Genomic DNA, 25,310 nt, shown 5'->3' with positions numbered 1-25,310 from the left:
GGCGGCTGGAGGGGTGCCTAGCGTCGAAACACATGCGACAGAAGATGTTTCGGTTCACCGTGGTGGTCACGGGGACCGTGCTGGTTGCCGTCCTGGTGGCCGCCACCGTCCTCGTGACGGCACGATGGCGGGTGGTGGGTGGTGTGGTCGAGGCCTCCGCGCGATGGGCGGACGCCGACGTCGTGCTGCGGGTCTCCGACGGGGAGCGGCATCGCGACTGGTACCACGGCGCCGGCGCGGCCGAGCAGTCCGCGCCGGGCCCGCTGAGCCGGTTCCGGATCGGCAGTGTCACCAAGACCTTCGTCGCCACGGTGGTGCTGCAGTTGGTGGACGAGGGCAAGATCACCCTCGACGCCCCCATCGCGGCGCAGTTGCCCGATCCGATCCCCGGCGGAGACCGAATGACGGTGCGGCAGCTGATGAATCACACCAGCGGGCTCTACGACTACATGAAGGAACCCGGCCTCTCGACGAACCGGTGGCGCGGCGCCGACCGATTCGCCCACCACGAGCCCCACGATCTGCTCGCCGCTGCGGTGAGTCACGAGCCGTACTTCGCACCGGGCGAGCGCTTCCGCTACTCGAACACCAACTACATCGTGCTCGGCCTGCTGATCGAGCACGTGACGGGGCAGCGATACGGCGACGAGATCCGCGAGAGAATCCTCACCCCACTCCGGCTGACCGCGACGTCGGTTCCCGGCGACGATCCGCACGTCCCGGCGCCCGCACTCACCGCGCACCGCGACATCGACGGCATGGGCCGGGTGGAGGTCACCGAGATGAACCCCTCGCTGGACTGGGCGGCGGGCGAGATGATCTCCACGATCACCGATCTCGACGCCTTCTTCGCCGCGCTCCTGGGTGGGCGGCTGACCAGCCCGTCGTCCCTGGCACAGATGCGGCAGACGGTGCCGATGGGAATGGGCTTCCACTACGGCCTCGGCCTGCAACGCTTCGACCCGCCGTGCGGTGCCGAACTGTGGGGGCACGGCGGTGAGCTGCTCGGCTACGTGACCTCCGCGTTCCGGTCCACCGACGGTCGTGCACTGACGATGGTCGTCGGCTCGGCAGCCTCGTCGGACGCGCTGACCCTGTTCGCCACAGCGACCGCGACCTTTTGTCTCGCCTGAAAGGTGCCAGCAGCCCTGGCTCGCCGAGCACCGCGCGGCAGACAACGAGGCCGGGGAAGCGTCTCGCTCCCCCGGCCTCGTCTCGGTGTCAGCTCTGCAGGAAGGCGAATTCCTCCTGCAGCCGAGCCATCTTGTCGCACAGCGCCGTCACCGACGGGCCGACGCCGAGGAGCTCGCGCGACACCGCGGGAACGGCGGCCGCGTAGTTGACCTCGGAGACCAGGGCGCGAATGGAGTCCGCTCCCCCGCCCTGCGCGCCGACGCCCGGCATCAGGATGGGGCCGTTGAGGGCCGACAGGTCCGGCGCCTCGGTGAGGGTGGCGCCGACGACGACACCGACCGAGCCGAAGCCGGGTCCGGCATTGCGGGCCGCGGCCTCGTCGACCATCGTCTGCGCGATCGTGCGCCCGTCCGGCGCGGCGATCCGTTGCAGTTGCGCCCCTTCGGGATTCGACGTCGCCGAGAGGACGAACACCCCACGGTGGTTGGCCTGCGCCAGGCTCAGCGCCGGGTCCAGCGAACCGAAACCGAGGTAGGGCGAAACCGTCACGGCGTCCGAGCCGAGCGGACCGTCACCGAGCCAGGCCTGGGCGTAGGCGTCCATGGTGGAGCCGATGTCGCCGCGCTTGGCGTCGGCCAGCACCAGGGTGCCCGAGGCGCGCAGCACCGAGATGGTGCGTTCCAGGACCGCGATCCCGCCGGAACCGTAGGGCTCGAAGAACGCGACCTGCGGCTTGACGAGAGCGACGCGACCGTCGAATGCCTCCACGCAGATCTCGGCGAAGGTCTCCAGTCCGTCGACGTCCTCGGTCAGCCCCCAGGCACGCAGCAGGCCGGGATGCGGATCGATGCCGACACACACCGGACCGAACTGCCGCATGGCCTGCTGCAATCGGCTACCGAACGTCGTCATCGATCCCGCTCCTCTTCTCTGTTCTCCCGCGCGTCCGGTGCGACGCGCAGCACCTGATCAGCCACGCAGCTTCGAGTGCAGTTCCTGCAGGGAACGCACGCCGATGCCGCCGTTGATGCTCGCCTCGATGCCCTGCACCGCCGCCGCCGCGCCCTGCACGGTGGTGATGCACGGGATGTTCGCGCCCACCGCGGCGGTGCGGATCTCGTAGCCGTCCACGCGGGGGCCCGAGTTGCCGTAGGGGGTGTTGAACACGATGTCGATCTCGCCGTCGCGGATCTGCTCCACGATCGAGGCCTCCGGCATGCCGGTGGTCTCGTCGACGCTCTCCGGGTCGGAGTGCTTGCGCGCCTGCTCGCAGGGAATGCCGTTGCGGCGCAGGGTTTCCGCGGTGCCCGCCGTGGCGAGGATGCGGAAGCCCAGGTCGTGCAGGCGCTTGATCGGGAACACCATGGCGCGCTTGTCGCGGTTGGCGATGGAGACGAACACGGTGCCCTCGGTGGGCAGCGAGCCGTAGGCGGCGGCCTGGCTCTTGGCGAAGGCGGTGCCGAAGTCGGCGTCGATGCCCATGACCTCGCCGGTGGACTTCATCTCCGGGGAGAGCAGCGAGTCCACGCCGGAGCCGTCGGCGCGACGGAACCGGTGGAAGGGCAGCACGGCTTCCTTCACCGCGACCGGCGCGTCGAGGGGCACGTGGCCGCCGTCGCCCTCGGGCGGCAGCATCCCTTCCTTGCGCAGGTCGGCGATCGAGGCGCCGAGCATGACGCGCGCGCAGGCCTTTGCGAGGGGGACCGCGGTGGCCTTGGAGACGAACGGAACCGTCCGGCTCGCACGGGGATTGGCTTCCAGGACGTAGAGCACGTCGTCCTTGAGGGCGTACTGCACGTTGAGCAGGCCCTTCACGCCGATGCCCTTGGCCAGCGCGATGGTGGAACGGCGCACGGCCTCGATGTCGCTGCGGCCCAGGGTGATCGGGGGCAGCGCGCAGGCGGAGTCACCGGAGTGGATACCGGCTTCCTCGATGTGTTCCATCACGCCGCCGAGGTAGACCTCCTCGCCGTCGCACAGGGCGTCGACGTCGATCTCGATGGCGTCTTCGAGGAAACGGTCGACCAGCACCGGGTGGTCCGGGTTGAGTTCGGTGGCGCGGGAGATGTAGCCCTCGAGCGAGGTCTCGTCGTAGACGATCTCCATGCCGCGCCCGCCGAGCACGTAGGACGGGCGCACCAGGACCGGGTAGCCGATCTCGGCGGCGATCTTCTTGGCCTGCTCGACCGTGGTGGCGGTGCCGTACTTGGGCGCGGGCAGTCCGGCCGCGACGAGCACGTCACCGAATTCGCCACGGTCCTCGGCCAGGTCGATGGCGGCGGCGGAGGTGCCGACCACGGGCACGCCCGCGTCGGTGAGCCGCTGCGCCAGGCTCAGCGGGGTCTGCCCGCCGAGCTGCACGATGACACCGGCGACGGTGCCCGACTCGGCCTCGGCGTTGTACACCTCGAGGACGTCCTCGAAGGTGAGCGGCTCGAAGTAGAGGCGATCGGCGGTGTCGTAGTCGGTGGAGACGGTCTCGGGGTTGCAGTTGACCATGACGGTCTCGTAGCCCGCGGCCGACAGCGTCTGCGCCGCATGCACACACGAGTAGTCGAACTCGATGCCCTGACCGATGCGGTTGGGGCCCGAACCCAGGATGATCACCTTGTCGCGCTCACGCTGCGGCGCCACCTCGGACTCCGCGCCGGGGTCCAGCTCGTAGGAGCTGTAGTGGTACGGCGTCTTGGCCTCGAACTCGGCGGCGCAGGTGTCGACGGTCTTGTAGACCGGGCGCACGCCGAGGCGGTGACGCAGCGAGCGCACGCCCGACTCGCCCGCGAGCTCGGGCCGCAGCGCGGCGAGCTGCCGGTCGGACAGGCCGTAGTGCTTGGCGCGGCGCAGCAGGTCTTCGTCGAGGACCGGCGCGTCGAGGACTTCCTGGCGCAGTTCGACCAGGCCGAGGACCTCGGCGACGAACCACGGGTCGACACCGGAGGCCAGCGCGACCTCTTCGATGCTCGCCCCGAAGCGCAGGGCCCGCTCGACCTGGTAGATGCGGCCTTCGGTGGGCACGCGCAGGTCGGCGAGGATGGCCTCGATCGCCGCGCGCACCGAGGCCGGATCGCTCGGATCCTTCGGCGCCCACTGGCCGTCGTCGACGGTCCAGAAGCTGGTGGCCTTGGTCTCGAGCGAGCGCAGCACCTTGCCGAGTGCCTCGGAGAAGTTGCGGCCCATCGACATCGCCTCGCCCACCGACTTCATGGTGGTGGTCAGGGTGGCGTCGGCGCCGGGGAACTTCTCGAACGCGAACCGCGGCGCCTTGACGACGACGTAGTCCAGGGTCGGCTCGAAGCAGGCGGGGGTCTCGCCGGTGATGTCGTTGACGATCTCGTCGAGGGTGTAGCCGATGGCCAGCTTGGCCGCGATCTTGGCGATCGGGAAGCCGGTGGCCTTCGAGGCCAGCGCCGAGGAGCGCGAGACGCGGGGGTTCATCTCGATGACGATCAGGCGACCGTCGGCCGGGTCCACCGCGAACTGGATGTTGCAGCCGCCGGTGTCGACGCCGACCTCGCGCAGGATGGCGATGCCCAGATCGCGCATCTTCTGGTACTCGCGGTCGGTGAGCGTCATGGCCGGGGCGACGGTGACCGAGTCACCGGTGTGCACGCCCATCGGGTCGACGTTCTCGATCGAGCAGACGATGACCACGTTGTCGCGGCCGTCGCGCATGAGCTCGAGCTCGAATTCCTTCCAGCCGAGGATGGACTCCTCGATCAGGACGTTCGCGGTCGGCGAGGCGGCCAGGCCACCACCGGCGATGCGGTTGAGGTCTTCCTCGTTGTAGGCCATGCCCGAGCCGAGGCCACCCATGGTGAAGGAGGGGCGGACGACCACGGGGTAACCGAGTTCGGCGACGGTCTCGCGCACTTCGTCCATGGTGTAACAGACGGCGCTGCGGGCACTCTCACCGCCGACCTTGGCGACGATGTCCTTGAACTTCTGCCGGTCCTCACCGCGCTGGATGGCCTCGAAGTCGGCGCCGATCAGCTCGACATTGTACTTCTGCAGGACACCGTTCTCGTGCAGCGCGACCGCGGTGTTGAGCGCGGTCTGCCCGCCCAGGGTCGCCAGAATCGCGTCGGGGCGCTCCTTCTCGATGACCTTCTCGACGAACTCCGGAGTGATCGGCTCCACGTAGGTGGAGTCGGCGAACTCGGGGTCGGTCATGATGGTCGCCGGGTTGGAGTTCACCAGCGATACGCGCAGTCCCTCGGACCGCAGCACCCGGCACGCCTGGGTACCGGAGTAGTCGAATTCGCACGCCTGGCCGATCACGATCGGGCCAGAGCCGATCACCAGGATGTGCTTCAGATCCTCGCGGCGAGGCATCAGGCTCCTTCCATGAGACCGGCGAAACGGTCGAACAGGTATGCGGCGTCGTGCGGGCCTGCGGCGGCCTCGGGGTGGTACTGCACCGAGAAGGCGCGGCCGTCGATCAGCCGCACACCCTCGACGGTGCCGTCGTTGGCGCAGATGTGGGAGACCTCGGCCTTGCCGAAGGGCGTGTCGAACTGCTCGCCCTTCTCGCCCTCGAGCGCGAACCCGTGGTTCTGCGCGGTGATCGAGATGCGGCCGGTGCCCGCTTCGACGACCGGGATGTTGATGCCGCGGTGGCCGAACTTCATCTTGTAGGTGTTGCGGCCCAGTGCCCGGCCCAGGATCTGGTTGCCGAAGCAGATGCCGAACAGCGGGATCCCACGTTCCAGCACACCCTGGGTGAGCGCGATCGCGCCGGTCTGGGTGGCCGGGTCGCCGGGACCGTTGGAGAGGAACACGCCGTTCGGGTTCAGCGCCAGGATGTCGTCGAGGGAGGTGTTCGACGGCACCACGTGGGTGCGCACACCGCGCTCGGCGAACATGCGCGGGGTGTTGGTCTTGATGCCCAGGTCGACCGCGACGACGGTGAAGCGGTGCTCGCCGACCGGCTCGATCGTGTACAGGCCGTCGGTGCTGACCTCTTCGGCCAGATCAGCGCCGAGCATGGAGGGCTGGCCGTTGACCCGGGCCAGCAGCTCGTCGTCGGAGGCGAGGGCGGCGCCGGAGAAGATGCCCGCCTTCATCGAACCGCGGGTGCGCAGGTGGCGCACCACCGCGCGGGTGTCGATGCCGGCGATGCCGACCACGTCCTGGCGGTCGAGCTGATCCTGCAGCGTGCCGGTGGCGCGCCAGTTCGACGAGACCCGCGAGGGGTCGCGCACGGCGTAGCCGGCGACCCAGATCTTGCCGGACTCGTCGTCCTCGTCGTTCCAGCCCGTGTTGCCGATCTGCGGGGCCGTGGCCACCACGATCTGGCGGTCGTAGCTGGGGTCGGTCAGGGTTTCCTGGTACCCGGTCATCGCGGTGCAGAACACCGCCTCGCCGAGCGTCTGACCCTGCGCGCCGAAGGCGGTACCGCGGAACACGCGGCCGTCCTCCAGCACCAGGGCTGCCTTCGCCTGTGTCATTCGTCGTCTCCCGTCGTCACCCTGGTCGAATCCGCCGACCCAGCCGTCCAGGCCGGGTACACCGTCTTGTCGTCGCCGCGGAAACCGGTATCGATCTCGGTTCCGGTCGGCAGCTTCCAGCGAATTACCAGCACACCATTGTTTGTCATCACTTTGCCCGCGTGTCCGCGTTCGGTGCGCACCACCGTCAGGGATTCCTGCGGAATCCAGATCGGCGTCGCCCCGTCGCGTTCGAGCAGGATTCCGCGTTCGAACCGCGTCAGTTCGGCGGTCGCCCGGAATCCCAGGTCACCGACCGCGATCCGGTTCTGCCAGCTGGGCGCCAGCGTGCTGCCCAGGTAGAGACCGGTGGTCGGTTCCAGCAGTTGCGCGCCCAGTTCGGCGGGCACCGCGGGCAGGTCGCCGATCTGGGCCTGCTGCCGGGCCGCCTTCTTCTGCCAGGCCCGGTACATCAGCCACAGGCAACCGAGGAACAGGGCCAGACACCCCACTACCCACAGAGTTCTTTCCACGTTCCTGGCCTCCTAGATCCCGACCGCCTTGCCCTCGCGGGCAGTTACCCGGCCGCGCAGCACCGTGGCTGTCACTTCGGCCGGGAACGTCATGTCCTCGAACGGTGTGTTGTTCGAGATGCTCGCCAGTTCGGCGCCGCGCACCGTCCACTCGGCGTCGGGGTCGACCAGCGTGAGGTTGGCGGGCTCGCCGACCGCGATCGGACGGCCGTGGCCGTCGAGACCGACGATCGCGGCGGGCTTCTCGCTCATCACCTTCGCGACGCCGCGCCAGTCCAGCAGGCCGGGCACCACCATCGTCTGCACGATGATCGACAGCGCGGTTTCCAGCCCGAGCATGCCGGGCCGGGCGGCGGCGAACTCGCAGCACTTGTCCTGTTCGGCGTGCGGGGCGTGGTCGGTGGCGACGCAGTCGATGATCCCGGCGGCCAGTGCCTCGCGCAGCGCGGCGGCATCGGAGGACTCGCGCAGCGGCGGGTTCACCTTGTTGACCGCGTCGTAGGTCTCCAGTCGCGAGTCGTCGAGCAGCAGGTGGTGCGGGGTGACCTCGGCGGTGATCGAGATGCCCTGGGACTTGGCCCATTTCACCAGTTCGACGGTGCCCGCGGTGGAGGCGTGGCAGATGTGCACGCGGGCGCCCGCATCGCGGGCCAGCAGCGCGTCGCGCGCGACGATCGACTCCTCGGCGGCGCGCGGCCAGCCCGCCAGGCCGAGGCGCGCGGCATTGGGGCCCTCGTGCGCGACGGCGCCCTTGGTCAGGCGCGGCTCCTCGGCGTGCTGGGCGATGAGCACGCCCAGGGAGTTCGCGTATTCGAGGGCGCGGCGCATGATCAGCGGGTCGTAGACGCAGTGGCCGTCGTCGGAGAACATCCGCACCTGGCCCACTCCCGCGGCCATGGTGCCCATCTCGGCGAGCTGCTTGCCCTCGAGGCCAACGGTGACCGCGCCGACCGGGAACACGTCGACCAGGCCGACCTCCTGGCCTCGGCGCCACACGTGATCGGTGATGACGTGCGAGTCGGCGACCGGGCTGGTGTTGGCCATCGCGAACACCGCGGTGTAACCACCCAGTGCCGCTGCGGCGGAACCGGTTTCGATGGTCTCGGTGTCCTCGCGGCCGGGTTCGCGCAGGTGGGTGTGCAGGTCGACGAAGCCGGGCAGCAGGATCTGGCCGTTGCCCTCGATGGTCTCGGCTTCCTCGGAAGCCGTGAGGCCGGAACCGATTTCGGCGATGACGGTGTCGCGCACCAGCACGTCGACCGGTTCGCCCTCACCGTAGGGCTTCACGTTCTTGATCAGCAGTTCACTCACGCCGCCACCTCCTGGGTGCCGACGAGCAGCCGGAACAACACGGCCATTCGCATGTGCACTCCGTTCGTCACCTGTTGCAGGACCGCGGCTTTCGGCGAATCGGCGACCGCCGAGGCGATCTCCATGCCGCGCAGCATCGGGCCGGGGTGCAGGACCACCGCGGCGTCGTCGAGCAGCGCGAGCCGACGCTCGGACAGTCCGTAATTGATCGCGTACTCGCGCGCCGACGGGAAGAAGCCGCCGTTCATCCGCTCGGCCTGCACCCGCAGCATCATCACCGCGTCGGCGCCCGGCAGCTCGGCATCGAGCGAGGTCGCGACCCGGGCAGGCCAGCTCTCCACACCGACCGGCAGCAGGGTGCGCGGTGCGACCAGCACCACTTCGGCGCCGAGAGTGTCGAGCAGCAGGACGTTGGAGCGGGCGACGCGGCTGTGCAGGATGTCGCCGACCAGCACGATCCGCTTTCCCTCGATGTCGCCGAGGCGCTGACGCAGGGTCAGCGCGTCCAGCAGCGCCTGGGTGGGGTGCTGGTGGGTGCCGTCGCCCGCATTGATGATCGAGGGGGCGGCGCGGTTCTCCTCGCGGGCCCACTGCTCCATCCAGCGCGCGATCTGGTGCGCGGCGCCCGAGGCCGGGTGGCGCACGATCAGCGCGTCGGCGCCGGCGGCGTGCAGGGTGAGCGCGGTGTCGCGCAGCGATTCGCCCTTGGAGACCGAGGAGCTCGACGCGCTCACATTGATCACGTCGGCGCTCATCCACTTGCCCGCGACCTCGAAGGACACGCGGGTGCGGGTGGAGTTCTCGTAGAACACCGTCATCACGGTGCGGCCGCGCAGGGTCGGCAGTTTCTTGACCTCGCGGCCCAGGAGGGCCTGTTCGAAGCGCTCGGCTTCGTCGAGGAGTTCGGTGGCGGTGCCGCGATCCAGGTCGGCGACCGTCAGCAGGTGCTTCACTCGTGTCCCTCCTGGTGCAGATACACACCGTCGTGTCCGTCGTGCTCGGTCAGCAGCACCGAGATGTCCTCGGCGCGCGAGGTCGGCACGTTCTTGCCCACGTAGTCGGCGCGGATCGGCAGCTCGCGGTGGCCGCGGTCGATGAGGACCGCCAGCTGGACCGCGCGGGGGCGGCCCAGGTCGCGCAGGCCGTCGAGGGCCGAGCGCACGGTCCGGCCGGAGAACAGCACGTCGTCGACGAGGACGACCAGGGCGTTCTCGATGCCGCCGTCGGGCACCGAGGTGCGCTCGAGCGGGCGGTGCGGGCGACTGCGCAGGTCGTCGCGGTAGAGAGTGATGTCGAGGGAGCCGAGCGCGGGGCGCACGCCGGAGAATTCCTCGATCTTGGCCGCCAGCCGGTTCGCCAGGGTGGTACCGCGGGTCGGGATGCCCATCAGGACCACATGCGGTGCGTCGGCGTCGCCGGAATCCAGCGCGGTCTTCTCGATGATCTGATGCGCGATGCGCGCGACGGTGCGATTCACATCCGACGGCGACAACAACTCTCGCCCGGCCGCCACCCACTCCGGGGTGTGCCGCTGGGATGTTTCGCCCGCGCCGGTTCTGGCCGCCCGTTCGGGCACAGCCATGCCGACCTCCTTCCCCGCCTCACCGGACGGTCCGTTAAAGGATGTCTCAACTCGCCCGTCAGCTTATCAGCGCCGCGAGGCGCCTTTGACCAGGTAGGTCGGCCTGTGAGCGCGGCCACGGGCGGCGTGGCCGTGGTATGCGCTGCGGTGACGATCACAGGCGGATCGAAAGCGCTGTGAGCGCAGGGGTTTCGTAGGCGCGGGGGCGCTGCGGAATCGTCGGCGCGTGACGGTGTTCACGGACGGGCAGACCGCGGATCGGTCGCGGACCGCCAACACGGTGCCGATCTCTGGATCGTGCAGCGCGACGTCACGGCCGAACGGCCGGATCAGGTCATCCCGGGGAGGGAACCCATCGAGGGCATTCTCGCCCGGATTCAGTGGTGCGCACCGAACCATGTCGAGAGACGTGTGCACAGCGCTGCGAGTTCGTCGGCGTCCATGAGTGGGCGATCGGGCCAGGAGTCGACGTCGTGCCAGGCGAAGTGATCGGGCATTGCGGGTGGGCGGATGAACAGGTGCTGATGGAGATGGGCGACGGTGCGGCCTGCGATGAGTGAGAACACATGGCGTGGTGCGAGTTCCGCGTCGAGAGCGCGGGAACCGCACCACGCGGCGTGGGCGATCGCGGTGGTCTCGGGCCAGGTGAGGTGCGCGAGGCTCGCGACGTGGCGGCGGGGCTCGATGAACAGGTAGCCGGGCACGATGCCGGAACCTGGGCCGAGAATTCGGTGGCTCACGATAACGAGTTCGTCGGCGTGCACCACCGGACCGACCAGGGGGCCGATGCCTCGGTGTTTGGCGCAGATCAGGCAGTCCTGAGTGGTGTCGTAGTCCGGCACGTCACCATTCATTCGCGGTGGTGCGGCGGTGTCGAGTGTTCGGTGCGGCCCGATTCTGAGGATGGCGGGAACTCGGTTGCGGGCGGGCCGGGCGGCCGGTGCAATCGAGGGATGGAATCGCAGCTGAGCGGGCGCGTGGCGGTGGTGACCGGGGTCAGCCGGCGCAAGGGGATCGGATTCGCCGTCGCGCAGCGGCTGGCGCGGCAGGGGGCGGCGTTGTTTCTGACGCATTGGTCCGCGCATGACGCGGATCAACCGTGGGGCGCGGAGGACCCGGCGGATCTGGTCGGCGAGCTCGGTGCGCACACCCGGGTGGCCGATCTCGCCGTCGACCTCGCCGAGCCGGACGCTCCGGAGCGGGTGCTCACCGAAGCGGTGGCGGCATTCGGGCACGTCGACATCCTGGTCGCCAATCACGCGCGCAGCGGCGGGGACGGGAGCTTGTTCGAGATCGACGCCGGAATGCTCGACGGGCACTGGGCGGTCGATGCCCGCTCGGTGTTGCTGCTGACGCAGGCGTTCGCGCGGCGGTACCGGCCGGAGGCGGGGCCGGTGGCCGATCGCGGTCGGGTCATCTGGATGACCTCCGGGCAGCGGCAAGGTCCGATGCGCGGCGAAATCGCCTATGCCGCAGCCAAATCAGTACTCGCCGGGCTGACTGCGACCGTCGCCGACGAGTTGATCGAGCGGGGGATCCTGCTCAATACGATCAATCCCGGCCCGGTCGACACGGGGTATCTGTCGGCGGAAACAGCCGATCGCGACCTCGAAATCGTCGAAGCGGTGCGAGCGGCGTTTCCGCGCGGCCGGGTCGGGATGCCGGACGACCCGGCGCGCCTGATCGCGTGGTTGGTGTCCGACGAGGGCAGATGGCTGGTCGGCCAGGTGATCGACTCCGAAGGTGGATTCCGACGTTCACGCTGGTGAAGTCACCACCCCACGACTGGATAGTTGATCACCAGGCACTGGTGGCGGTCACTACTCGGCCGATACTCACCTGAGTCCCTGGTGATGATCGACTGTCCAACATCCGCCATGCCCCTCCTGGTCGCACGAGCCTGGTCGCCTCAGCCTGTCGACTCGGCACGGTGTGGGCCGGAATACTCCTCGATGACGATGCGGACGCCGGCTGAGAGGAGGTCGGTCGCGGTGAGGCCGAACATGGCGTGGAAGGTGTCGCTGAAGTGTGAGGGGCTGGCGAAGCCGGCGTGGGTGGCGGCGGTGGTGAGGTCGGCGCCCTCGGCGACCGCGCGGCCGACGGCGAGCATGCGGGCCCACACCCGGTAGCGGCGGAAGGTGGTGCCCGCGTGCTCGGCGAACAGGTGCAGGAGGCGGGATTTCGACAGGTGGACCGCGGCGGCGAGTTGATCCGCGGTGATCGGTGCTGCTGGGTCGGCGCAGAGGATCGCGGTCGCGGCGGCGATCCGTGGATCCATCGCGGACCTACCGGCTCCGCTGGCGAGGTCGAACAGGGTGACGGCGTCGCTGCCGAGGTTCCGTTGCGCGCCCTCGCCGAATTCGGACCCGAGGCGGATCACCGCGGCCTCGTGATCGTGGACGAAGCCGAATCCACCGGTGAACTCGGTCATCCGCGCTCGGCACGCCCCCGCACGCGGCGAGCCGGGGTCGATGTAGCAGAACAGCATTCGCGTCTCGGCGATGATCCGGTGCGGCGTCCGCGGCGGGACGAGCACGCTGCGCACCGAGCGAGCGCCGAACGCCTCCGCCTCCACGGTGAACGTCGAGTCGAGGCCGATCGCCAGGCACAGCACCGCGCCCGAATGCCGATCCAGCCGCAGCGACGGCCCGTGATAGAGGGCGTGCCCGGCCCACAACCACACCGTCGCCGGGATGCGACACGTTTCCGGAAGTGGCCGAGTGCCCATGCCCGACATGCTTACACGACATCCCGGCACTCGCCGGGACGATGGCGAAGGAGCCGGACATGGTCACAGAAGTCGTCGCCGCGGTGGTCCTGGCAATCGTCGGGCTGGTGCACGTGGTGCCCGGCGTGATCGCCCTCGCACCGAGCCGAGCGGCCGCCGCCTACGGCACCTCGATCCCGGACCGGGACTTCGAACTGCTGCTGCGGCACCGGGCCGTCCTGCTCGGCACCGTCGGCATCGGGTTGATCATCGGCGCGTTCGTGCCCGCGGCCAGACCGGTCACGATCGCGGCCGGAATCATCAGCACCGCTTCGTTTCTCGCGTTGACAGCCGTGGTCGGTCCGAGTCTGCTGAACACACGCACACTGCGGGTTGCCCGCGTCGATGTCGTCGCGCTGATCGCGCTGATCGCCGCGACATGCCTGCTGGCGATTGGCGATTGAATGCCACCCACGGCTGGTCGGTGAAGGCGCGCCGCTCACCGGCGGACAACACGCTCTCACCGTCACCGCCGTGGCCAAGGCCTGCTCGGCGCCGAGCGCTGGGTGTTCGAAGTCGACGCCGTCCCGGCAGCAACGTCGCCGCGTCTTCGGACCGAAGACCGATACCGGATCGGCAGCGAGTCCAGGCCACTGCGGCGTCCGCGCTTCGCCTGGCGCGCCATCGCGTTTCGGCGCCCCATCACCGCATCGTGGCAAACCACGTACCGGCGCGACATCGTGTCCCCGACACACATGTCCCGTCATTCCCACGTCGCTGTGGCGGGGTCTATGCCATGGGCCCGGGCGTTGGCGTCGATGACCTCGCGCAGCCATGCCGTCAGGCCGGGGGCGATCGCGTCGTAGTACGCGACGTAGCCGGGTTCGGAAACATAGCGGCGGCCCAGGCAGACGTGCATCGCGTGGGTGCAGTCGAAGTACGTCGCGAGGGACGCGCGGTGTCGTTCGGCGAGTGCGTCGGCGCGGGGATCGCCGGGCAGCACACCGGATCGGCAGGCCGCGGCGAGGTCGGCGTGCAGGGCTTCGGTCTCGGCGGTGATGCGCTGCCAGTCCTCGGCGGAGCGGGTGGCGGCGCGCTCGGCGTATTGGGCCCACTGCGGGGTGTCGCCCCACTGTTCGCGGGCCTGCTCCACCCAGGCGGGCTGCCAGTCGCCGCCGAAGATCGCGATCTGGTCCTCGGCGGACAGCAGGATGCCTGATTCCCTGGCCTCGATCATGCGGTCCACCGCCTCGGCCATCCGCTCGAGGCGATCGATCCTGGCGCCCAGTTCGTCGCGTTGACGGCGCAGGGTGTCGAGAGCGTCGGTGGCGGGCGCGTCGAGCAGGGCGCCGATCTCGTCGAGCGCGACACCGAGTTCCCGGTAGACGAGCACCCGGTGGGCACGGGCCAGGTCGGCGGCGGTGTAGAGCCGGTAGCCCGCGAGCGTGCGCTCGGACGGGCTCACCAACCCGATCGTGTCCCAGTGGTGCAGGGTGCGGGTGGTGACGCCGAGCAGCCGGGCCGCCGCGCCGACGGTGCGGTGGTCCGTGGTGGACGGGTGCGCCATGTCCACCAGTCTGCCCGGCATCGGCGGCATCGCTACGGCGCCTCGATGCCGATCGACCGCAGATGCGCGGCTTCAGGGCTGTCCGGATCGTAGGGGCGCGCCGCGGTCATGATCACCCGCGTGTTCTCCGGCGTGCGGACCTCGAGTTCCATCGAGTTCCACGGCATGACCCGCGGGCCCGTCGTACTGCCGGGTGCGAGGCGCTCGCACGTGGCGGCGATCGTGTCGATCTCGTCGAGCACGCAGGAGAAACTGACCGTCAGCGCGGCGGTCGCGGACGCGGGCGTGCCGGGGACGAGCAGCACGTCCTGGAAGGTCCAGCGGCGTAGATGCGTCACGTGATCCGGCACGGAGAACAGGTCGAAGAAGCCGAGGGCCTCGACCCAGAACCGCGTCGAGACGGCGAGGTCCGCGGTCGGCACGGTGACGAACATCGGCATTCCGTAGATGCCGTGGAAGGGCTCGGGCGCCACCGCATCGGGGCCGGGGATCGGGACGGGGCTGATATCGAAGGCGGGGAAGGTTTCGGTCATGGGAGTCATCGTCAACCCTTACGCTACGTAAGGGTCAAGCGTCGCATCGGCGGTGTCGGACCGGCACGAATCAGGTCCCGGGGCGAAGGCTCCCGCCCCGGGACCTGATTCGCCTCGACATCAGTTCGCGAACGCCTCGAACATGCCCGGCTCATAGGCACCGGCCGGATTGCGCACGATCACGTTCATCCTGGTGGCGGCGTTGATCATGCCGACCAGGCAGACCAGCGCGGCGATCTCGTCATCGCTGTAGTGCGCACGCACCAGCGCCCAGGTCTCCTCGGTGACGCCGGGACTGCCGTCGCCGATCCGGGTGCCCTCTTCGGTGAGTGCCAGCGCGGCGCGCTCGGCCTCGGTGAACACGGTGGTCTCGCGCCAGACGGCGACCAGATGGAGTCGGGTCTCCCCCGCCGCCGTGGCGTCCTTGGTGTGCATGTCGGTGCAGAAGCCACAGCCGTTGATCTGGCTGGCCCGGATGTTGACCAGCTCCCTGGTGCTCTTCGCCAGCGTCGACTGGTCGATGATCAGGGCGGCCGCGGCGAACCGCTTGCTGAACCTGGTGGCGAGCTCGTTGGCGAAAAGGTCGAATCGTGCGCTCATGGCGTCGTCCTCGCTGGTGGTGTTGGCTGGGTGGACGACCACAAGACGCCGGGCCCACCGATCTCGTGACAGCACAACCGCAGTGACGTGGATCACCGGACGCAGGTGTCACATCGCGACGATCCCGAGCGTCTGATGAGCGACAGGATCCGGAGCCGATCGACAGGAGCCACCGATGAGCGAGCGCATGGACCCGGCGACGGAGGCATTCGTCGCCCACCGCAACCTGCTGTTCACCGTCGCCTACGAGATGCTCGGTTCGGCCGCCGACGCCGAGGACGTCCTGCAGGAGACCTGGCTGCGCTGGGTCGATGTGGATCTCGCGATCGTGCGTGATCAGCGCGCCTACCTGGTCCGGATCACCACCCGCCAAGCACTGAGCAGATTGCGCACGCTGGGGCGGCGCAAGGAGAACTACGTCGGGCCGTGGCTGCCCGAGCCGCTGCTGACCACCCCCGACATCGCCGAGGACGTCACGCTGGCCGACAGCGTGTCGATGGCGATGCTGCTCGTCATGGAGACGCTCGCCCCGGTCGAGCGAGCGGTGTTCGTGCTGCGCGAGGTGTTCGACCTGCCCTACGACGAGATCGCCGACGCCGTCGACAAGACCCCGGCCGCGGTCCGCCAGATCGCCCACCGCGCGCGAGCGCACGTCGCCGCCCGCAGACCACGCGGCGTCGTGTCCTCGACCGAGAGCCGCCACGCCCTCGAGGCATTCGGGCGCGCGGTCGAGACCGGCGACCTCCAGGGCCTGCTCAACCTGCTCGCCCCCGACGTCGTGCTGCTCGCCGACGGCGGCGGTGTCGTCAAGGCGGTGGTGAACCCGATCTTCGGCGCCGACAAGGTCGTTCGCCTGCTCGGCGGCGGAATCCCCAGGATCACCGGCCCCGTCTCGACCGAGGTCGTCCAGCTCAACGGCGCTCCGGCACTGACCATTCGGATCGACGGCGTGATCGACTGCATCATGGCCGTCCGCATCGACGACGGCGCGATCTCGGGCCTGTACATCGTCCGTAATCCGGAGAAGCTTTCCCGGGTGGAGCGCGAGACCGCGGTCAGCCGCTGAGCCCCGCACTGCTACAAGTGGACTGGTGACACACGTCGATATTCCGCTGAGTGCGGACATCCGGGCCGCCGTCGCGGCCGAGTGGGGGATCCGGGGTGCGGGCGAACGCCTCTCCGGCGGCGGCGAATCCGCCGCCTACCGGGTCGGTGAGGTGGTCGTGCGGATCGGTGGACTCGACCGCGATCCCGCCGAGGTGGAGTGGTGCAACGGCATCGCCGTCGCGGCCGGTGCCGTCGATGAGGTCGTGACGCCACTGGCCCGTGCCGACGGGACGACGGTCTCGGTGGTGCACGGCCGCCCGGTCACGGTGTGGCCGCTGGCCGCCGGACAGTGGGTCGACGTGGACGATCCCGTCCAGGTCGCCGAAGCCGCCACGCTCCTGGCCCGTGTGCATCGCGCGCTGGCCGGGCATCGACCGCCCCGACGCCCCCGGCCCGGCTTCCTCGAGCGAGGTCTGGACGGCGCACCGTCGACCGAACTACCCGACCCCGACCTGGACCGCTGGCTCGCCGAGTTCACCGCCACCGCCCGGGTGCAACCGCTCCACGGCGACTACTCCGAGGCGAACCTCCTCGCCCACGACGGACACGTCACGGCACTACTCGACTGGGACGACGCCCTCATCGGCCCACCCGAGGTCGAATTGGCCTCGGCCGCACTGGAGTTCGCCGACGAGTTCGGCCAGGACCCCACCGCGGCCCGGCGGTTCGTCGCGACCTACCACGCCGCAGGCGGCACCGCGTCCCCTCTCGACGACCTCACCCGCACCCAGCTCATGCGACACCGCCTCCGCCGGGAAGCCGCCTACTTCGCCCTCGCTGTCGCCCGCGGTGCCGAACACGACGAGGACGACCTCGCCTACCACCACGAACGCCTGACCGCCTTCCATCGCCTCAGGCCGTAGTCGAGATCAGTAGGGTCGTCGCGGTGATCGTTGCCGTGGAAGGACCCAGTGCCGCAGGGAAGACGACGTGGTGCCGGTCCGCCGGGCTGGGGTTCGTCGCCGAATACGCTCCCACCGGTGCGGAGCCGGATGGGTCCGATCCGGTCGGGCAGGCGGCGTACTGGGCGGGGGTGAATTCGCGGCGGTGGGCGCGGGCGCTCGAGCTGGAGGACGCCACGGGGGTCGCGGTGTGTGACAGTGACCCGCTGAAGCTGCACTACAGCTGGTGTCTGGCGGCCGTGGGCGCGGCGCCGCTCTCGCGGTTCGAACACGAGCTCGATGCCGTCCGCAGCGCCTTCGCGCAGCGTTGCCTCGGATTTCCCGATGTCGTGCTGTTGTCGATTCCCGACCCACCGCAGTTGATCGCGCAACGCCTCGGCGATCCGACCCGACGCCGTCGGCATTTCGACCTGCACGCACGCCTTTCCGAACCGCTGGCCGAATGGTATGCCGCCCTCGAACGACTCGATTCCGGGCGTGTCATCGACGGTTTTCCGTCGGCACTCGACCTCGAGACACTCGCGCCGCCGCGCCCGGATCGCTACGACCTGGACCGGCTCGACAGCCTGGTCGACGAACTGCCCACCGTGTGACGCGTCGACGGTCGGTGGCTCCCCCGTCTCCTATCTGACGATGGCAGGCAGACACCCACGGAAAATGTTCGAACACACGTTCGAATCGAGTGGTAGGATCGCTGGCATGTCGCTGCCCCTGCAAGGTTCGCTGTTCGACGGTGATGCGGTTGCGCTGGGTTCGCTCTCGGCGGTTCGACGGACCCAGCTCGACGCGGGCTCCTGGGTGGATGTCCTACCGGGATGGCTGAGCGGGGCGAGCGTGCTGTTCGATCGACTGGCCGAGCGGGTGCCGTGGCATGCCGAACGGCGGCCGATGTACGACCGGGTGGTCGACGTGCCGCGGCTGGTGTCGTTCTTCGGGGAGAACGATCCGCTGCCCGACCGCATCCTGGTCGAGGCGAGGACGGCGCTCTCCGCGCGGTACGCGAGCGAGCTCGGCGAACCGTTCCGGACCGCGGGATTGTGCTTCTATCGCGACGGCCGCGACAGCGTGGCCTGGCACGGCGACACGATCGGGCGCGGCGCCACCCACGACACGATGGTCGCGATCGTCTCGGTCGGCGCGGCGCGGTCGCTGCTGCTACGCCCGCGCGGTGGTGGTGCGAGCGTGCGCTTCGCCGCCGGACACGGGGATCTGCTGGTCATGGGCGGTGCGTGTCAGCGCGCCTGGGAGCACGCGGTGCCGAAGACCGCGCGTCCGGTGGGCCCGCGCATCAGCATTCAGTTCCGCCCGCGGAATGTCCGCTGACAATCCCCTTGACCTCAACCATGGTTGAGCAACCACGATGATGATCATGAACATCACCGAGCACCCGGTCATCGAAGATCGCTCCGTCGACCACACCGCCGACATCGCGGCGATCCACGCCATCATCGCCGACACCCAGACAGCCATGAACACCAACGACGCCGAACTGCTGGCCGCGCCGTTCACCGCGAACGCCAGCGTCGGCAACGCCGTCGGCGGCGTGCTCCACGGACACGACGCGGTCCTGGAAGCGACCCGCCGCGGCCTGGCCGGTTTCCTGAAGGACGAGCACGTCCGCTACGACGTCACCGAGGTCTCGTTCCTCCGCCCCGATGTAGCCATCGCCCGCAAACAGGCACGCGCCACGACCGCCGACGGCACCCTGATCGATACCGAACCAGCCATGGTGGCCCTGTATGTGCTGGTGAAGGAAGGCGGCAAGTGGTGGACCGCGGCCCGACAGAACACCTTGGTACCGCCCGCGCAGTAGCTCAGGACCATCCGGCACCACCGCGCATGACAGACATGCCGGTGGCGACCGGAGTCATTCCACCGCCGCGAGGGTGTCGTCAGCGTGAATGGGTGCGATACCGACGGCTATGGAACGCGTAGAACCGGACGCACCAGCTCCGCGATCGAATGATCGACGCGGCCCCTGGTCGACACGCTCCTGCCGCTGGCGAAGGCCGACAGGCACATCGGATGGTCGAGGAGCGCGTCGCTCTGGGTTCGGTGTTCCTGCGGCCCTGATGGCTGGCACAGGGTGACCCGCAGTCCCGGATGCCAGGTGCTCCGACGTGGTCGTGTTCTCCGATCCCGTACGAAACACTTTCTGGCACTCGACAATTCACTGCGTCGGCCGAGATGTCGGTGCGACGGGTGCGAGGGAATATGCCCAGCTGGCGACGGTTCGGAACCTAGGGGCGTAACCGGTCGACAGGTACGGTCACAGCGCGATGTCGGGGATGGCCCGTAGGATTCGGGCATGGGGAGTCCATTGACGGCGCAGGTGCGTTCGGCCAACGCGCTCACCGCGCGCTGGTCGGCGACGTTCGCCGCGGACGACGCGGTGGTCTCGGGCGCGGGGCTGTGGCCGTTGCTCGCGGTGCTGGCCGGCGCGGCGGGCGGTGGGGCTCGCGCCGAGCTGGCCGATGCGGTCGGGATTCGTGCCGAGGACGCGCACGCGGCGGGGCTGGAGCTGTTGTCCGCGCTCGATGGCTCGCGCGAGGTGTCGACGGCGATCGGCGCCTGGGTGCGACCGGGGCTGGAGTTGCGCCCGGAGTGGGTGCGCAGCATGCCCGCCGGGACCGTCGGCGTGCTGGGTGATCAAGCAGTGCTCGATGCCTGGGCGCGCGACCACACGCACGGTCTGATCGAACGGTTTCCGCTGCGGATCACGCCGGAGACCGTGCTCGCCGTGGCGACCGCGCTCGTGGCGCGCACCCGGTGGGTTCAGCCGTTCGAACCGCGGGAGTTCGCGCCGGGAACCGGTCCGTGGCAGGGGCATCGGGGGCCGGGGCTGTCGCGGTTCACGCGGGGCGACCGCAGTGTCTCGATCCTCGGCGAGGATGTCACCCGGGTCGTCGTCACCGGTCGCGGTGAGTTCGATGTCCATCTGCTGATCGGCGCCGACGGGCCGCGCCATGGGATCGCCGCCGGGATCGCCGCGCTCGACGACGCGATTCCGGTGCGGACCGACCTGCCCGTCGACAGCGTCGCACCGTGCCTGACCGTGCGCCGGGTCGAGTCGTGGGGCGGCGGCAACGGCACCTCGCTCGCCCTGCCGCCGTTCGAGGTGCGCAGTGAGCACGATCTGACGCGTCATGCGGCGCTGTTCGGTCTCACCACCGCGCTCGACGGGTCGCGCGGCCATTTTCCCGCGCTCAGCGACGTTCCGCTCGCGATCGACGCGGCCGCTCAGCATGTGCTGGCGCGGTTCGACGCCACCGGTTTCGAGGCGGCCGCCGTCACGGCTGTCGCCATGGCCGTGGCCGGGATGCCGCGCAAACAGTGGTCGACGATCACCTCCGTGGCGATTGATCGGCCCTTCGGATTCCTGGCGGTGGACCGCGACAGCGGGCTGGTCCTGGTCGCCGGGCAGGTCACCGCGCCGCCGCGGGACTGGGTCCGACCTGCCGCTACCGAGTCCGCGGCGCCGCGAGTCCCGGGGCCGCCACCGTGAGACCGGTAATCGACGTTGTCGATCATGTTGATCGGCAACAGGATTCGGTTTCGACGCAACGCGTGGAGGTCGTATCCTGGTAGGAGTCCGCAGTCGGGTGCACAGGGGGTCGTGGTGATCGTCGTTGTCGCGGACGAGACCGAACTCGAAGGCGCTGAACAGATCGTCGGTGCGGCGATCCGCGACTGGGCCTCCGACGCGGGTGGGGTGGCCGTGTTCCGCTGCCATGTGCCGGAGAGCCGGGGCGGCTCGGTCGAGGTCGACGCGCTGGTGTGCACCCCACAGGGCGCGACCGTGGTGGAGGTGAAGGGTTTCACCGCCCGCCAGGACGGCACCCTGGCCACGCCGCCGAACGGGCCGTGGACCATCGACGACGAACCCGCCGCCCTCTATCACGCGGTGCGGGTGCCGAATCCGTTCGTCCAGGTGCGCCGGCAGGTGTTCGCGGCGAAGAACCTGCTGCAGCAGTCGGGCATCTTCGGCTGGGTGAACGCGGTCATCGCGCTGGTCCCCCAGCCGGGCTCCGACATCACCATCGAGGAGACCCGCATCGCCGACGGGTACCGGGCCGTCCTGGTCGGGCGCGACGATTCCTCGGCGCTGCACGACTACTTCAATGCCGAGACCGGGCGCACGGTCCGCCTCAGTGTGGCCGACGTCAGCCGTGTCTTCGCCGGACTGAACCTTCGCCACCTCCTGCCCGCACCGCACGAACTCGCGGCCCAGGGGTTCCCCGCCGAACTCGACCCCGCGACCACCAGCCGCCCCGCGGCACCTCCGGCGGTCGAACTCGCGACAGCGGCCGGATCCACCACGGACACAACGGACTCCCCCGGCGCCGCCGAGGTGGCCACGAGCGGTTCCGCCCGGATGACCACCCGCCTCGCCCAGGCCACCACCCCCGCCTTCCTCGCCGCGATCGACCGTTTGGCCCATCGGCCACATTCGTCGTCCCGCACGGGTGGGCCGTCCGGTGCCTCCGATGAACGCGAATCCTCTTCTACCCGAGTCGAATCTGCCTCCGATGTGCACCGTGGCCCGACCGAGGACGCCCCGCGTCCCGCCGAGCCGACCAGCGAACGCGAGACAGACAGTTCGGCGGATGTTCCGAGCAGCACGGGCAGCGATGGCAGCTTGTTCGCCGAGACCGCGGTGGTCGAGACCGCGCCGCCAGCCGAAATCACCAGCGCTCCTGATCAATCCGCTTCGGCTGCCACTCCCCCAGGTGAGCACGCGGCAATCGGTTCGCGGTCCCCCGTCGGCACAGCGGGGCCCGCCGCATCAGCCAGCGAAAAGATGTCGACTTCCGACGAAACGCAGGACGTCCTCAGCGGTGCCGAACCCTCGGATTCGATTGTCGGCCCGACACCCGCGGACGACGGGTCGACTGCCGAGAACAACACGGGCACTGCTTCTTTCGATGAGGCTCCGACCAGCGGAGCGACTCCCGGCGAAGGCACCGAGAACGACATGCCGGGCAGCGAGGACGCCATGAACGACCCCGAACACCGATCCGCCGCGGACGCCGATGCGGCGGACACCGCCTCGCCCTCGGACACCGGGGCAGCGGCTGTAGCACCCAGCGACCTCGGAGCAGGCACATCGGCGACCAGCGCATCCGGCGGAACCTCGGCCGGCGAACCCGAGGTGGATGCCGCGTCGCCGAGCGATGCGGCGGACCCGGCGTCGCCTCGCCTGGAAACTCCATCCGGCGGCGAGATCGGCACGGGCGCGGAAACTGTCTCCGGTGGCGAGAGTTTGGATGCTCCGAGCGGTGACGTCGGTTCGGGTGCGGTGCTGGTCAGCAGGTCGGAGGCCGGTGACGGGCAGGTCGCGGATGCACCTGCGGGCGGTGCGGAGGACAGCACTTCCGCCAGAAGCGTTGTGTCGCTGCGCAAGAACCTTCCCGGTTCGGTGGTGAGCGGTTCCGAGAGCACCGCGGTACCGGCCGACGCCGGACCCGGCGAACGCGGGCGAGGAACTCCTGCGGCGGGCAGCGGTGCACCACAGCGGGACCCCGGCGTGGTGTTCGAAGCCGGTTCGGGGTGGCGCAGTGGTGTGGCGTCCTATCGCACCGAACGGGCGGATGACGATGTAGCCGAGGAGCAGCGAGGGTCGAAGTCCTCCGGGTCGGCGGGGGTTCGCGCCGCACTCGGTGGTGCCGCCGTCGTCGCCGCGGCGGGCGCGGCGACGCGTGCCGCGGGGGCGAGCGGCCGGTCGGATCGCGAATCCGAGGACCAACGCGCGGTCGTGCGCGAAGGGCACCAGGAACCGCACGAGGCGGAGGAGACGACGCGGGAGTCGCGCCGAGACCAGCGAGAGTCGTTCGGGGCAACGCAGGAGTCGCCGCGAGACGCCCGCGAGTCGTACGGGAATCCGCAAGATCCAAATGCCCGCCCCCGCGAGTCCTACCAGGACCCGTACGCGAGCCCCCACGAGTCGTATCAGACCCCGCCGGATCCGTACGAAAACCAGCAAGCGGCCCACCAGAACCCACAGGACCCCTACGCGAACCCGCAAGGGGCATACCAGAACCCGCAGGATCCATACGGGAACACCGAGCACTGGACCGACTGGGTCGAGCGTGATCGGCGGGCGCAGCGGCCGACCTTCGCGAGTCGGGTGCGGGAGCGGCTGCGCGGTGGGGACGGGCCGTCCTTGCTGGAGCGGTGGCGCAATCGTCCGGTGCGGGATCGGGGCGAGCGCACGCGACGGCTGCGGGTCGGTCCCGGCCTCGGGTTGGTGCTGTTCATCGTGCTGTTCGGCGCCGGGTTGTTCGCGATCACGGCGGTGCAGGCGAGCCGGTTCGAGATGTCGGACTACGACCGGATGTGCGGGGAGCGCAAACCGTTCCCGAACGCCGCGGCGTACGAGAGCGGCGGGCCGCGGCCGATCTATCTGTCCGGCTCGCTCGCCGAGATGGTGATCTCGGACAGCGCGGGGGCGTGGCATCCGCGCGACACCTCGTCGGTGCAGCTGATCGCCTGCATGACACAGCTCGACCTGCGCGACATCGTGCAGACCTGCCAGTACGCCCCGGCTCCCGGCTCGCCGATCGGGCGCACCGTCAACCTGTTCCGGGCCGGCTACGAGATCGTGGTCTACGAGGCGCATTCGGGCCGGGAAGTGGCGCGCGCCAACATGGTCGGCGAACGCTACTCGATCGACCCGTCCAACACCGACCCGGACCGCTGCCGCGCCGCCGCCGACGCCCCCGACTACCTCGGCCGCCGCCTCGGCCAACCCTCGGCCGCCCAGGTCACCGGGTTCCTGGCGCCGCTGGTCGGCACCGACCGCTGACCCGACTTGACCTCGAGTGCACTCGAGGTAGCAAGATCGTCGACGTGCCTCGCGCACACCCGACACCGCGCCACCCAGCGCCGGTCGCGCCTCCGCCGGTTTCCCGTACACCCACCGGCGGAGGCCGTCGGGACGACACCCGGATCGCCGAGTTCCGTTGCGCCCCTGGCACACTGGCGTCCGTGGAAACTCCGCTCGCACGCGCACCGGAACCCGGCCGACTTCCTCGGACCCCCGCGGGACGTGCTCCCGACGATCGTGCCCGACGCGGCAGGTGGAGTGTTGCCGCCCTCGTCGCGCTTCTCGCCTTCGGCGTCTTCGGGCTCACCGCCTGCTCGTCCGCCAAGAGCGTCAGCTCGGCCTCAGCGGGACAGTGCGGATTCTTCACCGATGCCCGACGCGGCTGGGACTTCCAGACCAGAGCGTGCGACAACCCGGAAGCGGCGTTGATCGTGTCTCGAACCTCGGGCACCAAGCCCTGCGCCGTCGGTGACCGCGACTTCGAATACAAGGTCTACCAACGCAAATCCAGCAGCACCGACAAGTATGTCTGCACCCAGCTCAACGCGAAGGTCGGCGACTGCTTCAACAATCCGCGCCATGTGAACGCCCACCTGGACCGCCTGCGCAAGGTCCCGTGCGGGACCGGCGCCTACGAGGTCGACACACGGCTCGCGGCCGACGACATCAACGTGTGCGCGGCATCGGAGAAGAAGTTCCGTGACACCGAGGCCGTGCGGTTCGCCGTGCCGGCGGTCTCGTACTGCCTGCACAAGATCACCGCCTGAAACGACGAAAGCCGCACATCCACCGGGATGTGCGGCTTTCGTGAGGGTCACGCCGAGACGGCGATCTCCCACTCGTAGATCGTCAGTTCCGAGGCGCCGGTGGTGTGCACCGGGTCGGCGTGCGCGATAGCCGTTGCGGCGGCCAGGCTTTCGGCCAGCACCACGTAGGCGCCGCCGGTTCCGTCGGTGAATCGGCCGCTCTCCTGCAGCTGCCCCTTGGCGAGGAGTTCCTGCAGGAACGCACGATGCGGTTCGACGACGGACTGGTCGAAGTTCGGGGTGCGCATCACCATGACGAGGTACTTGTTCACCACG

Annotated in this window: 24 protein-coding genes; 11 read left to right on the top strand and 13 right to left on the bottom strand. The window is 69.5% G+C overall.

The window, feature by feature from the left end:
- Positions 1-32 precede the first annotated feature (32 nt).
- Positions 33-1,133, top strand: a complete 1,101-nt coding sequence (locus ACFVVM_RS02215) for a serine hydrolase domain-containing protein (protein WP_387612154.1) — start codon at positions 33-35, stop codon at positions 1,131-1,133.
- 88 nt (positions 1,134-1,221) lie between these two features.
- Here ACFVVM_RS02215 and pyrF read toward each other — a convergent pair whose 3' ends face one another.
- The 8 genes from pyrF to ACFVVM_RS02175 all read right to left on the bottom strand — a co-directional run bounded on the left by pyrF (position 1,222) and on the right by ACFVVM_RS02175 (position 10,828).
- Positions 1,222-2,046: an orotidine-5'-phosphate decarboxylase gene (gene pyrF / locus ACFVVM_RS02210; RefSeq protein WP_387612152.1), complete on the bottom strand. Its 825-nt coding sequence runs from the start codon at positions 2,044-2,046 to the stop codon at positions 1,222-1,224.
- Between the two features lie 57 nt (positions 2,047-2,103).
- Positions 2,104-5,466: a carbamoyl-phosphate synthase large subunit gene (gene carB / locus ACFVVM_RS02205; protein WP_387612150.1), complete on the bottom strand. Its 3,363-nt coding sequence runs from the start codon at positions 5,464-5,466 to the stop codon at positions 2,104-2,106.
- Positions 5,466-6,581, bottom strand: a complete 1,116-nt coding sequence (carA, locus tag ACFVVM_RS02200; protein ID WP_387612148.1) for a glutamine-hydrolyzing carbamoyl-phosphate synthase small subunit — start codon at positions 6,579-6,581, stop codon at positions 5,466-5,468. The genes carB and carA overlap by 1 nt, the downstream gene beginning before the upstream one ends.
- Positions 6,578-7,093: a transporter gene (locus ACFVVM_RS02195; RefSeq protein WP_387612146.1), complete on the bottom strand. Its 516-nt coding sequence runs from the start codon at positions 7,091-7,093 to the stop codon at positions 6,578-6,580. The genes carA and ACFVVM_RS02195 overlap by 4 nt, the downstream gene beginning before the upstream one ends.
- A 12-nt stretch (positions 7,094-7,105) precedes the next feature.
- Entirely contained in the window at positions 7,106-8,404 is a 1,299-nt protein-coding gene (locus ACFVVM_RS02190) for a dihydroorotase (RefSeq protein ID WP_387612144.1), read from the bottom strand.
- Entirely contained in the window at positions 8,401-9,357 is a 957-nt protein-coding gene (locus ACFVVM_RS02185) for an aspartate carbamoyltransferase catalytic subunit (RefSeq protein ID WP_387612142.1), read from the bottom strand. The genes ACFVVM_RS02190 and ACFVVM_RS02185 overlap by 4 nt, the downstream gene beginning before the upstream one ends.
- The gene (gene pyrR / locus ACFVVM_RS02180) at positions 9,354-9,986 is read right to left on the bottom strand and encodes a bifunctional pyr operon transcriptional regulator/uracil phosphoribosyltransferase PyrR (RefSeq protein WP_387612141.1); all 633 of its coding nucleotides are present in this window, start codon (positions 9,984-9,986) and stop codon (positions 9,354-9,356) included. Before pyrR ends, ACFVVM_RS02185 begins: the two co-directional genes overlap by 4 nt.
- Before the next feature lie 377 nt (positions 9,987-10,363).
- Positions 10,364-10,828 carry an HIT family protein gene (locus ACFVVM_RS02175; RefSeq protein ID WP_387612139.1) on the bottom strand — a complete coding sequence of 155 codons (465 nt, stop codon included), beginning with the start codon at positions 10,826-10,828 and terminating at the stop codon, positions 10,364-10,366.
- Between the two features lie 135 nt (positions 10,829-10,963).
- On the opposite strand from ACFVVM_RS02175, the gene ACFVVM_RS02170 reads away from it, so the two are divergent.
- Positions 10,964-11,755, top strand: coding sequence for an SDR family oxidoreductase (locus ACFVVM_RS02170; RefSeq protein ID WP_387612137.1), 792 nt, complete (start codon positions 10,964-10,966; stop codon positions 11,753-11,755).
- 140 nt (positions 11,756-11,895) lie between these two features.
- Here the strand turns inward: ACFVVM_RS02170 and ACFVVM_RS02165 are convergent, their stop codons facing one another.
- Positions 11,896-12,714 (bottom strand): helix-turn-helix transcriptional regulator, encoded by an 819-nt coding sequence (locus ACFVVM_RS02165; protein ID WP_387612136.1) that lies wholly within the window; start codon positions 12,712-12,714, stop codon positions 11,896-11,898.
- Between the two features lie 59 nt (positions 12,715-12,773).
- Between ACFVVM_RS02165 and ACFVVM_RS02160 the strand changes: the two genes are divergently transcribed.
- Complete coding sequence (locus tag ACFVVM_RS02160) at positions 12,774-13,157, top strand: hypothetical protein (protein ID WP_387612135.1); 384 nt, start codon at positions 12,774-12,776, stop codon at positions 13,155-13,157.
- 299 nt (positions 13,158-13,456) lie between these two features.
- On the opposite strand, the gene ACFVVM_RS02155 is transcribed toward ACFVVM_RS02160, so the two are convergent.
- The 3 genes from ACFVVM_RS02155 to ACFVVM_RS02145 form a co-directional block, all read right to left on the bottom strand.
- Positions 13,457-14,260, bottom strand: coding sequence for a MerR family transcriptional regulator (locus ACFVVM_RS02155; RefSeq protein WP_387612133.1), 804 nt, complete (start codon positions 14,258-14,260; stop codon positions 13,457-13,459).
- A 32-nt stretch (positions 14,261-14,292) separates the two neighbouring features.
- On the bottom strand, positions 14,293-14,793 hold the full coding sequence (locus ACFVVM_RS02150; RefSeq protein ID WP_387612132.1) for a VOC family protein: 501 nt from the start codon (positions 14,791-14,793) through the stop codon (positions 14,293-14,295).
- Positions 14,794-14,913: 120 nt separating this feature from the next.
- Complete coding sequence (locus tag ACFVVM_RS02145; RefSeq protein ID WP_387612130.1) at positions 14,914-15,393, bottom strand: carboxymuconolactone decarboxylase family protein; 480 nt, start codon at positions 15,391-15,393, stop codon at positions 14,914-14,916.
- A gap of 175 nt (positions 15,394-15,568) precedes the next feature.
- Here ACFVVM_RS02145 and ACFVVM_RS02140 point away from each other — a divergent pair, with 175 nt between their 5' ends.
- From ACFVVM_RS02140 to ACFVVM_RS02105, 8 genes are all read left to right on the top strand, one after another.
- Positions 15,569-16,459, top strand: coding sequence for an RNA polymerase sigma-70 factor (locus ACFVVM_RS02140; RefSeq protein ID WP_387612128.1), 891 nt, complete (start codon positions 15,569-15,571; stop codon positions 16,457-16,459).
- Between the two features lie 25 nt (positions 16,460-16,484).
- Positions 16,485-17,363 (top strand): phosphotransferase enzyme family protein, encoded by an 879-nt coding sequence (locus ACFVVM_RS02135; protein ID WP_387612126.1) that lies wholly within the window; start codon positions 16,485-16,487, stop codon positions 17,361-17,363.
- 23 nt (positions 17,364-17,386) lie between these two features.
- Positions 17,387-17,995: a hypothetical protein gene (locus tag ACFVVM_RS02130; RefSeq protein ID WP_387612124.1), complete on the top strand. Its 609-nt coding sequence runs from the start codon at positions 17,387-17,389 to the stop codon at positions 17,993-17,995.
- Between the two features lie 106 nt (positions 17,996-18,101).
- A complete protein-coding gene (locus tag ACFVVM_RS02125; protein WP_387612122.1) occupies positions 18,102-18,725 on the top strand; it encodes an alpha-ketoglutarate-dependent dioxygenase AlkB in 624 nt (207 codons plus the stop codon).
- Positions 18,726-18,771: 46 nt separating this feature from the next.
- Entirely contained in the window at positions 18,772-19,215 is a 444-nt protein-coding gene (locus tag ACFVVM_RS02120) for an SgcJ/EcaC family oxidoreductase (RefSeq protein WP_387612120.1), read from the top strand.
- Positions 19,216-19,710: 495 nt separating this feature from the next.
- Positions 19,711-20,907, top strand: coding sequence for a serpin family protein (locus ACFVVM_RS02115; protein ID WP_387612118.1), 1,197 nt, complete (start codon positions 19,711-19,713; stop codon positions 20,905-20,907).
- Positions 20,908-21,021: 114 nt separating this feature from the next.
- Positions 21,022-24,207, top strand: coding sequence for an NERD domain-containing protein (locus tag ACFVVM_RS02110; RefSeq protein ID WP_387612117.1), 3,186 nt, complete (start codon positions 21,022-21,024; stop codon positions 24,205-24,207).
- Positions 24,208-24,389: 182 nt separating this feature from the next.
- Complete coding sequence (locus ACFVVM_RS02105) at positions 24,390-24,995, top strand: hypothetical protein (RefSeq protein ID WP_387612115.1); 606 nt, start codon at positions 24,390-24,392, stop codon at positions 24,993-24,995.
- A gap of 47 nt (positions 24,996-25,042) precedes the next feature.
- Here the strand turns inward: ACFVVM_RS02105 and ACFVVM_RS02100 are convergent, their stop codons facing one another.
- On the bottom strand, positions 25,043-25,309 hold the full coding sequence (locus tag ACFVVM_RS02100; protein ID WP_387612113.1) for a YciI family protein: 267 nt from the start codon (positions 25,307-25,309) through the stop codon (positions 25,043-25,045).
- Position 25,310: the final 1 nt, after the last annotated feature.

It is taken from the genome of Nocardia sp. NPDC058176 (assembly GCF_042883805.1).
In the GTDB taxonomy this organism is placed as follows: domain Bacteria; phylum Actinomycetota; class Actinomycetes; order Mycobacteriales; family Mycobacteriaceae; genus Nocardia.
The sequence above is the reverse complement of the archived record's forward strand: the minus strand, read 5'-3'. Positions and strand labels throughout refer to the sequence as shown.

Excerpts from the sequence above, each read along its gene's own strand:
- ACFVVM_RS02125 (WP_387612122.1), top strand. The coding sequence starts at position 18,102 with ATGTCGCTGCCCCTGCAAGGTTCGCTGTTCGACGGTGATGCGGTTGCG.
- pyrR (WP_387612141.1), bottom strand. The coding sequence starts at position 9,986 with ATGGCTGTGCCCGAACGGGCGGCCAGAACCGGCGCGGGCGAAACATCC.
- carB (WP_387612150.1), bottom strand. The coding sequence starts at position 5,466 with ATGCCTCGCCGCGAGGATCTGAAGCACATCCTGGTGATCGGCTCTGGC.
- ACFVVM_RS02120 (WP_387612120.1), top strand. The coding sequence starts at position 18,772 with ATGAACATCACCGAGCACCCGGTCATCGAAGATCGCTCCGTCGACCAC.
- ACFVVM_RS02155 (WP_387612133.1), bottom strand. The coding sequence starts at position 14,260 with ATGGCGCACCCGTCCACCACGGACCACCGCACCGTCGGCGCGGCGGCC.
- ACFVVM_RS02145 (WP_387612130.1), bottom strand. The coding sequence starts at position 15,393 with ATGAGCGCACGATTCGACCTTTTCGCCAACGAGCTCGCCACCAGGTTC.
- carA (WP_387612148.1), bottom strand. The coding sequence starts at position 6,581 with ATGACACAGGCGAAGGCAGCCCTGGTGCTGGAGGACGGCCGCGTGTTC.
- ACFVVM_RS02140 (WP_387612128.1), top strand. The coding sequence starts at position 15,569 with ATGAGCGAGCGCATGGACCCGGCGACGGAGGCATTCGTCGCCCACCGC.
- ACFVVM_RS02165 (WP_387612136.1), bottom strand. The coding sequence starts at position 12,714 with ATGGGCACTCGGCCACTTCCGGAAACGTGTCGCATCCCGGCGACGGTG.
- ACFVVM_RS02150 (WP_387612132.1), bottom strand. The coding sequence starts at position 14,793 with ATGACCGAAACCTTCCCCGCCTTCGATATCAGCCCCGTCCCGATCCCC.
- pyrF (WP_387612152.1), bottom strand. The coding sequence starts at position 2,046 with ATGACGACGTTCGGTAGCCGATTGCAGCAGGCCATGCGGCAGTTCGGT.
- ACFVVM_RS02115 (WP_387612118.1), top strand. The coding sequence starts at position 19,711 with ATGGGGAGTCCATTGACGGCGCAGGTGCGTTCGGCCAACGCGCTCACC.
- ACFVVM_RS02160 (WP_387612135.1), top strand. The coding sequence starts at position 12,774 with ATGGTCACAGAAGTCGTCGCCGCGGTGGTCCTGGCAATCGTCGGGCTG.
- ACFVVM_RS02215 (WP_387612154.1), top strand. The coding sequence starts at position 33 with ATGCGACAGAAGATGTTTCGGTTCACCGTGGTGGTCACGGGGACCGTG.